The sequence below is a fragment of the Massilia sp. 2TAF26 genome (genome assembly GCF_052115005.1).
GTDB lineage: Bacteria > Pseudomonadota > Gammaproteobacteria > Burkholderiales > Burkholderiaceae_D > Telluria.
This window is the reverse complement of record NZ_JBFRFV010000020.1, coordinates 15,912-27,971: the sequence shown is the minus strand read 5'-3', so window position 1 is coordinate 27,971 and position 12,060 is coordinate 15,912. Positions and strand designations below refer to the sequence as shown.

Genomic DNA, 12,060 nt, shown 5'->3' with positions numbered 1-12,060 from the left:
TATGAACCCACCTGCCAGCCAATACACCCTCCAGCAAAAAGTCTTCCTTTCCCTCCTGGCCGTCGTCACCATCGGCTTCGTCTGGATCCTGACGCCCTATTCGGGCGCGGTGTTCTGGGGCGTGGTACTGGCGATCCTGTTCATTCCCCTGTACCGCCGCCTGTTGCGCGCCACCGGCCAGAAAGCCAACCTGGCCGCCCTGCTCACGCTGGGTTCGATCGTGGTGATGGTGATCATCCCGGTGGCCCTGATCAGCGCCTCGCTGGTCCAGCAGGCGGTCGGGCTGTACAACATGATCAGTACCGGCCACATCGACTTCGGCACCTACTTCCGCCAGATCATCGGCGTGCTGCCCGACTGGTTGACCGGCCTGCTGGAACGCTTCGACCTCACCAACCTGGCCACCATCCAGGAAAAGCTGTCGAGCGTCGCCGCCCAGGCCAGCCAGATCGCGGCCAAGTACACGCTCAACTTCGCCAGCAATACCCTCGACTTCCTGGTCAGCCTGACCATCATGCTCTACCTGCTGTTCTTCCTGCTGCGCGACGGCCATTCACTGGCGGGCCGCATCAGGACCGCGGTGCCGCTGAGCCGCAAGTACAAGCAGCGCCTGTTCACCCATTTCACCACCGTGATCCGCGCCACCGTCAAGGGCAATGTGCTGGTCGCGATGGCGCAGGGCGCGCTGGGCGGCCTGATCTTCTGGATCCTGCACGTGCAGGCGCCATTGCTGTGGGCCGTGGTGATGGCCTTCCTGTCGCTGCTGCCGGCGGTCGGCGCCGCCATCGTGTGGGCGCCGGTGGCCGTGTACTTCCTGGTGACCGGCGCGATCTGGCAGGGCGTGGTGCTGATCCTCTTCTGCGTGTTCGTGATCGGCCTGGTCGACAATTTCCTGCGCCCCATCCTGGTCGGCAAGGACACCAAGATGCCGGATTACGTGGTGCTGCTGTCCACGGTGGGCGGCATGGCCCTGTTCGGCCTGAACGGTTTCGTGATCGGACCGGTGATCGCGGCGCTGTTCATCGCCGCCTGGGATTTGTTCTCGACAGCGGAAGAATTCCATCAGGAATAAGAGCGTCTGTACGAGATTGGGCCATCAAAAACGAGATCCTGTGAAAAGGATACTTGCAATCTTCTTGTTTGCTCTGGCGAGCACTGGTTCGGTTCCGATCCCATATCCTTGCTCGCCGAATTCAGAAATTTGAAGGCAAGACAGGAACCGGTTACAGGCAAATAAATCCCGGTTCGATTCGTTTGTCTACCTGTTCCCCACATCGAGTTTTTTGTATGATTTTGGCAGAGGATTCGCAAATGGGGTAATGCAGGGTCATTGAGACCCGGTTTGAACTTCTGCGTGTGTTTTATATGAAAAACCCCAAAAAGTGACACTCGACTTTTCGGGGTCCGTTCACCCTGCCGGGCAACCTGCAATTCGCTGACTATTTTTTACGGCGGCTGCTTGCGATGCCCAGTGCGCCAATGCCAAGCAAGGCCAGGCTAAAGGGCTCTGGAACCTCACTGGTATCGGCAGCAGCGACGGTAAGATTATCAATGCTGAAATGACTTCCGGTATTCGTCAGATGTACGCGATAAATGCCATCGAAACCCGCGAAGCCGGTGTCGGTATGAAGCGTAGTGCCAGACATGGCATAGCTGGCGACGAGATTGTTCGCAGCATCATAGGCCGTCCAGGTGCCAATTGCGCTGGAGCTGGCAAACGATACATCGACGGATACGAGGTTGAAAGCCTGGCCACCGAACGTAAAGTCATAGTCGGAATCGCCGAACCCGGCCGGATCCAGATGGAGTTGCCCGGCGCTGGGGTAGCCCCAGAAAACGCCACCGTTAGTCGATACTGCCGTTATGCCGTCTTCATTGTAACTCGCCAGCGTTACCTGATTACCCGGAATGCCGACGAAGGTCATAACTGCCGCAGACGCTGCACCGCTTACGCAGGCAAGCATCGAAGCGGCGAGTATCGCCTTTGCGATCTTTGCTTTCAAAAATTCCCCGTTTGCCCTGGTTTTCATTTGATCTCCTAAGTGAATGAATGTTGCGAAAAGTGCTCAGCAATATCCATGCCAAATAAAAAAAACCAGTTAAATCAAAAAGATATATCAATTCGGCGCAAATGAAAACCATAAGTGTAAAATAATTCGACGACTTCCAGTTATGAAAATCGGATATTCATAGCCAAATCAGCCCGAGCCGGGCCAGAAGCTGCCTCTCGATTCGCACTTCGTTTGGTCTTCAGTAAAAATCCTGCGGCGTCGATAATTCGGTGCAGGTGCGCTCGTTTAACCCAACTCAATCCGGATCCGCCTCCTGCAAACGGTGCGCATCCTTCGCCTCCAGCGTCATCCCGTAGATCCGTTTCAAATCCTGGATGCGGGACAGGCTCTCCTCGCCAAACGCGCTCTTCCCCTCGAAGGCATGCAGGACGATGCCCTCCACCAGGTCGCCGAGGCTCATGTCGTGGTATTCGGCCAGCCCCTTCAACACCTTCAGCATCCGCTTCTCGATGCGCAGGCCGGTCTGGACCCGCTCCACCGTCACTTTCTCAGCCATGCCTGCCTCCAGCGTTGACGAGGTCCGGCATGGCGAAGGTCTTGCGCGCGGCGCCGGAGGCCAGCAGCGCCGCCGAATAATAGCTGTCCAACAGCCCGCGCCGGCACAGCTCCGGGTGGGCGGCGATGAAGCCCTCCCAGTCGCCCGCACCGGACGACCGTTCCGCCACCAAGGCCATGAAGGCCACCGTCACGGTCTCGTGGTAGAGGTCCGGCTTGCCCAGCTTGCCGGCCAGCGCCTGCAGGCCGTCGCGCATCGCGATACAGGCTTCGAGGAAGGGACGTGAACGCAGCAGCAGGAAGGCGGCGCGCAGGTGGGCGCGGTGGTCGAATCCCGCCGGCGCGAGACGCCCGGCGACGAACGCGGCGATGAATTCCTGATCGGTCATGGCTGCCTCCAAAAATGGTCAATCATGTTACCAATGTACCAAAATAGCGTCAATATGAGACTGCCCTACAATATGAGTTCAACTTATAAGCATCACTGTTGTAGTTATGAGACGTTTAACTTATTGCCTCAGGTTGCCAGCTGGTAAATTCATGGAAATGCAATATTTTCCAAGGAGCCAGCACTTGAAACCCAACGCGATTCGTCAATCCCTTCTGCTCGCCTTTTACGGCAGCGCCGCCCTCGCCGCCATGCCGTCCGCCGCACTGGCCCAGAGCACGGCGCCGGCCGCTGCCGACGCCACCAATATCCAGAGCGTGAACATCGTCGGCTCGCGCCGCGTCGGCAACACCTCGGCCACCGATACCACGGTCCCGGTCGACTACATCCCGCTGACCAAGAGTGCCGAGCAAGGCGGCCAGTTCGACCTGGCCCAGACCCTGGCGAACATCTCGCCCTCGTTCAACTCGACCCGCCAGACCGGTGCTGACGGCGCCGACCTGGTCGACTCGGCGGCCCTGCGCGGCCTCGGCTCGGACCAGACCCTGGTGCTGGTGAACGGCAAGCGCCGCCACACCACCGCCCTGGTCAACCTGTTCGGCGCGCGCAACCGCGGCAATACCGGCACCGACATGAACGCGCTGCCGCTGCTGGCGATCAAGGACGTGCAGGTGCTGCGCGACGGCGCCGCCGCGCAGTACGGATCCGACGCCATCGCCGGCGTGATCAACGTCGAACTCAAGAAGAACCTGGGCTGCGAATCGATCGCCGGCTTCGGCGAGTACTCGAAGCACGACGGCAAGAACTGGCTGGCCTCGGCCTACTGCGGCATCGCGGTCGCCGATGGCGTGCTCGGCATCACCGGCGAATACTATGACCGCGGCCGCTCCAACCGCGCCGAACCGGACAACCCGCGCACCATCGGCGACACCAAGGTCAAGAACCAGACCGTCTACGTGAACGGCGAATTCCCGATGGGACCGGGCAAGCTCTACCTGACGGCCGGCGCCCAGACCCGCGACGCCTCCTCGGCCGCTTGGGCGCGCGGCGGCATCGGTTCCGACGACATCCCCTCGCGTAACTCGGCCGCCATGTACCCGAACGGCTTCGTCCCCTACATCAACGGCGACATCGACGACCGCTACGGCATCCTCGGCTACCGCACCCGCATCGGAGAATGGGCCGGCGACTTCTCGCAGACCTATGGCTACAACCGCATGCGCTACAACATCGCGCACACGCTGAACGCCTCGATCGCGAATCTCGACCTCAGCAAGGGCGGCAAGGGCATCAGCCCCTCGCAGTTCGACGCCGGCGGCTTCTCCTTCCGCCAGCTGACCACCAACGCCGACTTCAGCCGCTTCTATCCTGAAGTCCTGGGTGGCCTGAACGCTGCCTTCGGCTTCGAATACCGCGCCGAGAACTACCAGATCTTCGCCGGCGAGCCGGGCTCTTACGTCGACGCCGACGGCGTGGGCGTGGGCGGCAATGCCGGCAGCCAGGGCTTCCCGGGCTTCCAGCCCGGCGACGCCACCAACCGCGACCGCCACAGCAGCGCCGCCTACCTCGACTTCGAGGCCGACCTGAACGCCCGCACCAAGCTGCAGGCCGCCGTCCGCCACGAGCGCTATTCGGACTTCGGCTCGACCACCACCGGCAAGCTGGCCGGCTCCTTCAAGGCCACCGACGATGTCCTGCTGCGCGCCTCGGCCAGCACCGGCTTCCGCGCGCCGTCGCTGCAGCAGGTCTACTTCTCGTCGACCTTCACCGACTTCATCAGCGGCGTGCCGATGGACGTGGTGCTGGCGCCGAACGGCGGCAAGGTCGCCAACGCGGCCGGCATCCCGCAGCTGAAGGAAGAGAAATCGAAGAGCTACACCCTGGGCCTGACCTGGACCCCGAGCAAATCGGTCTCGGTGACGGCCGACCTGTACCACATCGACATCGACGGCCGCATCGTGCTGTCGGGCCGCTTCGACGCCGACAACTACCCGGCGCTGGGCACGACCCTCCAGGCGCTGGGCGTGGGCCAGGCGCAGTTCTTCGTGAACTCGATCGACACCCGCACCCAGGGCCTGGACCTGACCGCCTCGCACCGCATGGACATCGGCGGCGGCAAGCTGGCCACCTACCTGGCGATGAACTTCAGCCGCACCGAAGTCACCGGCGTGCACGCACCGAGCGCGCTGGCCGGCTTCGAAGACGTGCTGCTGTCCGAGCGCGAGCGCCTGTTCATCGAACAGGGCGGCCCGCGCCGCAAGGCCACCCTGGACTTCGACTACACCAAGGGCAAGCTGGAAACCGACTTCCGCATCGTCCACTATGGTCCGCAGACCCTGGGCACTTTCTCGGGCCCGCCGGTGCCGAACCAGCACTACGAAGCCAAGACCTCGGCCGACCTGTCCTTCACCTGGTCGTTCACGGACAAGACCAAGCTGACCGTCGGCGGCACGAATATCTTCAACGTGCATCCGACCGTGCAGAATCCGGACGAGACCGACAACGGCTTCAAGTACGAGAGCGTGCAGTTCGGCCTGAACGGCGCGGCTTACTTTGCGCGCGTGGCGCACAAGTTCTAAATCCACCCGTCGAGCCGGGCATTGCCCGACCCGGCTTCCCGTGCAGGCGGGGACCAAGCTTGCAAGCCGCGCCATTCCGGCGCGGCTGCCTTTCGCTGCGCGCCAACGAGGCGAGCGCCTTTCACGAGTAGAATCCGTTTTCAATTCACGAACTACAAAGGGAAGCGATGAAAAAGACAGACCTGGCAAAGAGCGATGCAAAGAAATTGATGAACCAGATGGCTGCCAAGGGCGCTACTTTCGGCGCAGCCGCATCCGGACCTGCGCCCGACCGCCGCGAACAGCGCGAGCGTGAGCGCGCCCTGGGACTGGTACCATTTGCCGTCAAGCTGAACAGCGGCCTGGTACAGCAGTTGCAGACGCTGAGCAAGGAACGCGGGGTCGAGTTGAACCAACTGGTGGCGGAGCTGCTGCAAAAAGGCCTGTCCGCCTGACACTCCCGGCACCCCGGCGCATCGCGCGATACCCAAGGTGGCGGCACGCAGCCCCCAAGGGAAAGCGCTGACGCCGGTGCGCAAGCCTGCCAATAATGGCTGCATTTCCAACTCCGGAAGCGCGCCATGCCCCCACGTTACAGCCCCTCGCTCGTCAACGATATCCATTCCGCCCTGAACCCGACACGGGTCGCGGGCATCCACCAGCCGGACAGCATTGCCGGCATCCGCGCCATCGTTGCGGATGCGGCGCGGCGCGGCTTGCCGGTGGCGGTCTGTGGCGGGCGGCATGCGATGGGCGGCCAGCAGTTCGCCGCCGATGGCGTCCTGCTCGACATGCGGCACATGCGCCGCGTGCTGGCCTTCGACGCCGACGCCGGCCTGATCGAGGCTGAAGCCGGCATCGAGTGGCCGGAACTGATCGATTATCTCGACAGCGCATCGAAGCCCGACGGCCCACGCTGGGGCATTCGCCAGAAGCAGACTGGGGCCGACCGGCTGTCGCTGGGCGGCTGCCTGTCCGCGAACATACACGGACGCGGCCTGCGCTTGCGCCCCTTCATCGGCGACGTCGAGGCTTTCACACTGGTCGATGCGAACGGCAGCGTGCAGCACTGCAGCCGCACCGCCAACCCCGAACTGTTCTCGTTGGCGATCGGCGGCTACGGCCTGTTCGGCATCATCGCCAGCGTGACGCTGCGCCTCGCGCCGCGCCGGAAGATGCGGCGCGACGTCAGGCTGCTCCAGCTGGACGAACTGATGCCGGCCTTTGCGGAACGCATCGCCGCCGGCTATGTCTTCGGCGACTTCCAGTTCGCCATCGATCCGGACAGCCGCGACTTCATGCAGCGCGGCGTGTTTTCCTGTTACCTGCCGGTCGACGACGACACGCCGTCCGGCGCCGCGACGAAGGAGCTGTCCGAACGGGACTGGCGCGCGCTGCTGCGGCTGGCGCACACCGACAAGAGCGCGGCCTTCGAGCACTACGCACGCCATTACCTGGCGACGGACGGCCGTCACGACTGGAGCGACCGGCTGCAGCAGAGTACCTATCTGGACGGCTACCATGCCGGGATCGACCATGCGCTCGGCCATTGCGGCTCGGAGGTGATCGGCGAGATCTACGTGCCGCGCGAACGCCTGGCGGACTTCATGCGCGCCGCGGCGGCCGATTTCAGGCACCATGGCGTCGATCTGATTTACGGGACCGTCCGCCTGATCGAGCGCGATACGGAAAGCTTCCTGCCATGGGCGCGCCGGGACTACGCCTGCGTCATCTTCAACCTGCACACGCCGCACACCGCGGACGGCATCGAGGCGACGCACCAGGCCTTCCGCCGCCTGATCGACATGGCGATCGCGCGCGACGGCAGCTTCTACCTGACTTACGCGAGAGCCGCGAGCGCGGCCCAGGTCAGCGCCTGCCATCCGCGCTTCGCGCAGTTCCTGGAAGCGAAACGCCGCTTCGACCCGCAATTGCGCTTCCAGAGCAACTGGTATCGTCATTATGCGGCGCTGTTCGGCAGGGTGCCGGCGGAGCTGGCGGCATGAAGCCGGGCCGCCCCAGCAGGACCGCGCTGGTCGTCGCCGGCGGACTGCAGCTGGCCGGCGCACGCCCGGGGCTGCCCGCCGCCGCGCCGCTCGCTGCGCTGCGCCACGGCGAACGGGTGCTGCGCAGCGCCTGTCCGCGCCTGGCCGGCCTGCTGYGCCAGGCATGGTTCCGCGGCCTGTGCGGCCTGCTGGAAGCCGCCACCCTGCCCGGCATTTGCCTGCATTTCGCGCTGCGCAAGCGGCTGCTGCGCCGGCACGCGCAGGAACTGCTGGCCGCCAGCTGCACGCAAGTGATCGTGCTCGGCGCGGGCTTCGACACCCTGTGCACGGAATTGAAAGCGATCCGGCCGGACCTGTGCTGCATCGAGATCGATCAAGCCGCCACGCAATCGGCAAAGCGGGCCGCGGCCGGCAGCGGCATCGGCTACATCGCGGCCGACCTGGCGCGGGAAGAGCTGGGTGCGCTGCTGGCAAGCCATCCGGGCTTTCGCGCGGATGCCCCTACCCTGTTCGTCGCGGAAGGACTGCTGATGTACATGCCGATGGAAGCGGTGCGCGGGCTGTTCAAGCAGATGGCGGCTGCCGCGCCGCGCAGCCGGGTGGCTTTCACCTGGCTCGATCCCTTGCCGGACGGGCGTCCTGGATTCCGCCGCCGCAGCCGCCTGGTCGACGCCTGGCTGCGATGGCGGGGCGAGCCCTTCCTGTCGAGCCAGGCGCGCGGCGGCCTGGCGGACTTCCTGGCCGATGCCGGCTTCGTGCTGGAAAAGCTGAACGACAGCGGCGACCTGCTGGACGGCGCGGAGATGGCCGCGCGCCCCATCGAAGGCGAGTACATCGCACTGGCCTCGGCGGCCCCGCCGGCAGGCGGGTAGTTAGGCCGCCACGCTCTCCACCCGCCGCATCCCCAGCGCCTCGTACAGCGCGATCGCGGCGTGGTTGCCGGCGTCGACCTTCAGGGCCACCGCATGCGCGCCGCGCTTGCGGAAGGCCTGGCAGGCGTGGCCCATCAGGGCCGAGCCGAGGCCCAGGCGGCGGTGGACCGGCAGCACGACGAGATCCTTCACGAAGCCGGAGGTCCAGGCGATGCAGGCGGCGGCCAGGGTGCCGACCGGCGTCTCGACCAGCAGCACCAGGCGGGCGTCGAATTCCGGGTCGGTCGACAGCACGCGCCACCATTCCTCGCGCGGCGCGATGGCGCCGCCATTGGTGGCGTAAGCCTCCTGCAACAGCGCGTGCAGGGCCGGCACGTCGGCGGCGGACCGGAAGCTGCGCATCGTATACGGGTAGACGGAGACGGGCTCCTCGAGGGATGGGCCGAGTTCGCGGCGGTATTGGTGGATTTGCATGGCGCTCACACAGGTGGGATCGGGAGCGCTGATTCTACGGCCGCGAAAGGCGGCGCGAACGGCGGTGCCGGGCTTTCCCCCATGCGTGGTGTGGCGCCGATGCCTATCGCTCGCGCCACCAGGCCGGGCCGGCCTCCGGGCGCGCGACCGCCAGGGCGGCGCCGATCTCCGGCGTCGCCAGCGGCACGCCGGCAACCCCGGCCAGCGCCGCTATGCGCTCCAGCGGCTCATACCAGGGGTGGAAGGCCAGGTCGAAGGTGCCGTTATGGATGGGCATCAGCCATTTTCCCCGCAGCTCGAGGTGGGCCTGCAGGGTCTGCTCGGGATGCATGTGGACGTCGGCCCATTGCAGGTCGTAGCCGCCGGTTTCCAGCATGGTGAGATCGAAGGGACCGTAGCGTTCGCCGATCTCCCTGAAGCCGGCGTGATAGCCGGTGTCGCCGCTGAAGAACAGGCGCACGTCGCCGGCGTCGATGACCCACGACACCCACAGGCTGCGGTCGCTGTCGCCCAGGCCGCGGCCCGAGAAATGCTGGGCCGGCACGGCCGCCAGGCGCACGCCGCCCAGCTGGGTTTCCTGCCACCAGTCGAGCTGGCGCACCTTGCCCGCATCGACGCCCCAGCGGACCAGGCGGTCGCCGACACCCAGCGGCGCCAGGAACAGTCCGGCCTTCGGCGCCAGGCGCAGGATGGCGTCGTGGTCGAGGTGGTCGTAGTGGTCGTGCGAGAGGATCACGGCGCGCAGCGGCGGCAGGTCGTCGATCGCCAGCGGCGGCGCGTGGAAGCGCTTCGGCCCGGCGAAGGAAAACGGCGAGGCGCGCTCGGCGAACACCGGGTCGGTCAGCCACCAGCCGCCGTCCAGCTTGATCAGCACGGTCGAATGGCCGAGGCGGAACAGGGTCGCATCCGGCGCCCGTTCGAGCGTGGCCGCATCGAGCTTGCGCACCGGGATCGGCCGGTCCGGCACCGTCGTCGCCGGCTTGGCGGTCAGCATGCGCCAGACCAGGCCCAGGGTTTTACGCAAGCCCATCGCCTGGCGCGGGACCACGTTGCGGTAGGCGCCGTCGGCGCGGCGCAGCGAGCCGGCCTGCGCCGCCGCGATGGCGTCAAGGGAGGAAAGGTCGTTCATGCCGGGAAGCGCACCACCGCCTCGAGCCCGCCCAGGCGGGCCGACTCGCCCAGCGACAGGGTAGCGCCGTGGCGCTCGGCGATCGCCTTGATGATGGCCAGGCCCAGGCCGCTGCCGGCGGCCTCGCTGCCGGGCACGCGGTAGAAGCGGTCGAACACGCGCTCGCGCTCTTCCGCCGGGATGCCGGGGCCGCTGTCCTCGACCCTGACGCAGAGCTGCTTGCCGGCCGCGTCCTGCTCCGCCGTCACCGACACGTCGACCGTGCCGCCGCCCGGGGTGTACTTGATCGCGTTGTCGACCAGGTTACGCAGCAGGATCATCAGGGATTCCGGCTGGCCTTCGACTGCGCCGGGATCGGCGCGCTGCAGGCCGAGGTCGATGTGCTTGTTCTGCGCGACGCCGATCAGGTCGGCCACCGCGCGCTTCGCCAGCTCGGCCAGCATGACCGGCTGGTGCGGGGCGGCGCTGGCCTCCTGGCGCGCCAGCACCAGCAGCTGCTCGACCAGGCGGGTGGCGCGTTCGATGCCGGCCGACAGGCGCGAGATCGCCAGCTTGCGTGCTTCGGCACTGTCGACGCGCTGGTCGGAACGCTCCAGGCTCTGCACCTGCAGCTTGAGCGCGGCCAGCGGCGTGCGCAGCTCGTGGGCGGCGTCGGCCACAAAAGTCTGCTGGGTGTCGAAGGCCTGGCGCACGCGGCCGAACAGCAGGTTCAGTTCCTGCACCAGCGGCCTCACCTCGTCGGGCAGGCCGGCGTCCGACACCGGCGACAGGTCGTCGGCCTGGCGCGAAGCCAGCTGCTTGCGCACCCGCGCCACCGGCTCCAGCGAGCCACTGATGACCCACCACACGACCAGCATCAGGATCGGCATCATCACCGCGATCGGTCCCAGCGTGCGCAGCGCCAGGTTGCTGGCCATGCTCCTGCGCACGGCCAGGTCCTGGGCCACCTGCACGGTCTGGGCGCTGGTCTGGATCGAGAAGATGCGGTAGGTGGTGCCGTTGGCGCGCACGTTGGAAAAGCCGAGCACCGCGCGCTGCGGCAGGCGCGCGTGCGAGGCGCTGCGGAACACCTGCACGCCGTCCGGCGACCACACCTGCACCACCAGGTCGTCGCTGCCGCTCAGCGGGGTATCGACGTTGCCGGGTTCCTCGCTGTTGGCCAGCGGGACGCGCGAGCGCAGCGACAGCGCCATCTGCTGCATGTGGTAGTCGAAGATCTGGTCGGCGTCGGCCAGCGCGGTGCGGTAGGCGATCGAGGCCTGGGCCACGGCGGCGATGGTAATGGCCGCCAGCACGTACCACAGCAGGCGGCCGCGCAGGGAGTGCGTGAGCCGGCGCCGCGCTTTTTTCGGACTCATACCTTCGGCACCATGTAACCCACGCCGCGCACGTTCTGGATCAGGTCACTGCCGAGTTTCTTGCGCAGGCCGTGGATGTAGACCTCCACCGCGTTGCTGCTGACTTCATCGCGCCAGCTGTACAGCTTTTCCTCGAGCTGGGCGCGCGACAGCACCGCGCCCGGACGGGCGACCAGGGCTTCCAGCACGGCCCACTCGCGCGCCGACAGCACGACCGGCTGGCCGTCGACCAGGGTCTCGCGGGTGGCGGGATTGACGGAGATGTTCTTGTATTCGAAGACGGGTTCGGCACGCCCGGCGGCACGCCGCAGCAGCGCACGGATGCGCGCCAGCATTTCGTCGAGGTCGTAGGGTTTGAGGACGTAGTCGTCGGCGCCGGCGTCGAGCCCGGCGATGCGCTGGGCGACCGAGTCGCGCGCGGTGGCGACCAGTACCGGGGTGCGGTCCTTGCGGGAACGCATGGAGCGCAGCACTTCGAGCCCGTCCTTGCGCGGCAGGCCCAGGTCGAGCAGCACCAGGTCGTAGTTCTGGTTCTGCATCAGGGCCGTGTCGGCCATCTCGCCGTCCTTGACCCAGTCGACGGCGTAGTGCTCGGCCCGCAACAGGTCGAGCACCACTTCGCCGATCATCGTATCGTCTTCCACCAGCAACAGCCGCATCAAATCCCCCGATTCTCAGAAAACCATGCGGATAGAAGAATCTTTCGAG

12 protein-coding genes are annotated in these 12,060 nt (G+C 65.9%); 5 read left to right on the top strand and 7 right to left on the bottom strand.

Annotated features, from left to right (window positions below; all coding sequences use genetic code 11):
- The first annotated feature begins 1 nt into the window (after window position 1).
- The gene (locus tag AB4Z32_RS19245; protein WP_442123472.1) at window positions 2-1,072 is read left to right on the top strand and encodes an AI-2E family transporter; all 1,071 of its coding nucleotides are present in this window, start codon (window positions 2-4) and stop codon (window positions 1,070-1,072) included.
- A 367-nt stretch (window positions 1,073-1,439) separates the two neighbouring features.
- On the opposite strand, the gene AB4Z32_RS19240 is transcribed toward AB4Z32_RS19245, so the two are convergent.
- From AB4Z32_RS19240 to AB4Z32_RS19230, 3 genes are all read right to left on the bottom strand, one after another.
- A complete protein-coding gene (locus AB4Z32_RS19240; RefSeq protein WP_442123471.1) occupies window positions 1,440-2,030 on the bottom strand; it encodes a PEP-CTERM sorting domain-containing protein in 591 nt (196 codons plus the stop codon).
- A 277-nt stretch (window positions 2,031-2,307) separates the two neighbouring features.
- Window positions 2,308-2,568, bottom strand: coding sequence for a hypothetical protein (locus AB4Z32_RS19235; RefSeq protein WP_442123470.1), 261 nt, complete (start codon window positions 2,566-2,568; stop codon window positions 2,308-2,310).
- Window positions 2,561-2,956 (bottom strand): hypothetical protein, encoded by a 396-nt coding sequence (locus AB4Z32_RS19230; RefSeq protein ID WP_442123469.1) that lies wholly within the window; start codon window positions 2,954-2,956, stop codon window positions 2,561-2,563. The genes AB4Z32_RS19235 and AB4Z32_RS19230 overlap by 8 nt, the downstream gene beginning before the upstream one ends.
- Window positions 2,957-3,206: 250 nt before the next feature.
- Here AB4Z32_RS19230 and AB4Z32_RS19225 point away from each other — a divergent pair, with 250 nt between their 5' ends.
- The 4 genes from AB4Z32_RS19225 (at window position 3,207) to AB4Z32_RS19210 (ending at window position 8,391) form a co-directional block, all read left to right on the top strand.
- Entirely contained in the window at window positions 3,207-5,534 is a 2,328-nt protein-coding gene (locus tag AB4Z32_RS19225; RefSeq protein ID WP_442123539.1) for a TonB-dependent receptor plug domain-containing protein, read from the top strand.
- 167 nt (window positions 5,535-5,701) lie between these two features.
- Window positions 5,702-5,968: a hypothetical protein gene (locus AB4Z32_RS19220; protein WP_442123468.1), complete on the top strand. Its 267-nt coding sequence runs from the start codon at window positions 5,702-5,704 to the stop codon at window positions 5,966-5,968.
- Between the two features lie 126 nt (window positions 5,969-6,094).
- Window positions 6,095-7,519, top strand: a complete 1,425-nt coding sequence (locus tag AB4Z32_RS19215; RefSeq protein ID WP_442123467.1) for an FAD-binding oxidoreductase — start codon at window positions 6,095-6,097, stop codon at window positions 7,517-7,519.
- On the top strand, window positions 7,516-8,391 hold the full coding sequence (locus tag AB4Z32_RS19210; protein ID WP_442123466.1) for a class I SAM-dependent methyltransferase: 876 nt from the start codon (window positions 7,516-7,518) through the stop codon (window positions 8,389-8,391). The genes AB4Z32_RS19215 and AB4Z32_RS19210 overlap by 4 nt, the downstream gene beginning before the upstream one ends.
- On the opposite strand, the gene AB4Z32_RS19205 is transcribed toward AB4Z32_RS19210, so the two are convergent.
- The 4 genes from AB4Z32_RS19205 to AB4Z32_RS19190 form a co-directional block, all read right to left on the bottom strand.
- Complete coding sequence (locus AB4Z32_RS19205) at window positions 8,392-8,865, bottom strand: GNAT family N-acetyltransferase (RefSeq protein WP_442123465.1); 474 nt, start codon at window positions 8,863-8,865, stop codon at window positions 8,392-8,394.
- 103 nt (window positions 8,866-8,968) lie between these two features.
- Entirely contained in the window at window positions 8,969-9,994 is a 1,026-nt protein-coding gene (locus AB4Z32_RS19200; RefSeq protein WP_442123464.1) for an MBL fold metallo-hydrolase, read from the bottom strand.
- Window positions 9,991-11,352, bottom strand: coding sequence for an ATP-binding protein (locus AB4Z32_RS19195; RefSeq protein ID WP_442123463.1), 1,362 nt, complete (start codon window positions 11,350-11,352; stop codon window positions 9,991-9,993). Before AB4Z32_RS19195 ends, AB4Z32_RS19200 begins: the two co-directional genes overlap by 4 nt.
- Window positions 11,349-12,011, bottom strand: a complete 663-nt coding sequence (locus AB4Z32_RS19190; protein ID WP_442123462.1) for a response regulator — start codon at window positions 12,009-12,011, stop codon at window positions 11,349-11,351. Before AB4Z32_RS19190 ends, AB4Z32_RS19195 begins: the two co-directional genes overlap by 4 nt.
- Window positions 12,012-12,060 lie beyond the last annotated feature (49 nt).

Excerpts from the sequence above, each read along its gene's own strand:
- AB4Z32_RS19200 (WP_442123464.1), bottom strand. The coding sequence starts at position 9,994 with ATGAACGACCTTTCCTCCCTTGACGCCATCGCGGCGGCGCAGGCCGGC.
- AB4Z32_RS19190 (WP_442123462.1), bottom strand. The coding sequence starts at position 12,011 with ATGCGGCTGTTGCTGGTGGAAGACGATACGATGATCGGCGAAGTGGTG.
- AB4Z32_RS19220 (WP_442123468.1), top strand. The coding sequence starts at position 5,702 with ATGAAAAAGACAGACCTGGCAAAGAGCGATGCAAAGAAATTGATGAAC.
- AB4Z32_RS19235 (WP_442123470.1), bottom strand. The coding sequence starts at position 2,568 with ATGGCTGAGAAAGTGACGGTGGAGCGGGTCCAGACCGGCCTGCGCATC.
- AB4Z32_RS19245 (WP_442123472.1), top strand. The coding sequence starts at position 2 with ATGAACCCACCTGCCAGCCAATACACCCTCCAGCAAAAAGTCTTCCTT.
- AB4Z32_RS19195 (WP_442123463.1), bottom strand. The coding sequence starts at position 11,352 with ATGAGTCCGAAAAAAGCGCGGCGCCGGCTCACGCACTCCCTGCGCGGC.
- AB4Z32_RS19215 (WP_442123467.1), top strand. The coding sequence starts at position 6,095 with ATGCCCCCACGTTACAGCCCCTCGCTCGTCAACGATATCCATTCCGCC.
- AB4Z32_RS19205 (WP_442123465.1), bottom strand. The coding sequence starts at position 8,865 with ATGCAAATCCACCAATACCGCCGCGAACTCGGCCCATCCCTCGAGGAG.
- AB4Z32_RS19230 (WP_442123469.1), bottom strand. The coding sequence starts at position 2,956 with ATGACCGATCAGGAATTCATCGCCGCGTTCGTCGCCGGGCGTCTCGCG.
- AB4Z32_RS19240 (WP_442123471.1), bottom strand. The coding sequence starts at position 2,030 with ATGAAAACCAGGGCAAACGGGGAATTTTTGAAAGCAAAGATCGCAAAG.
- AB4Z32_RS19225 (WP_442123539.1), top strand. The coding sequence starts at position 3,207 with ATGCCGTCCGCCGCACTGGCCCAGAGCACGGCGCCGGCCGCTGCCGAC.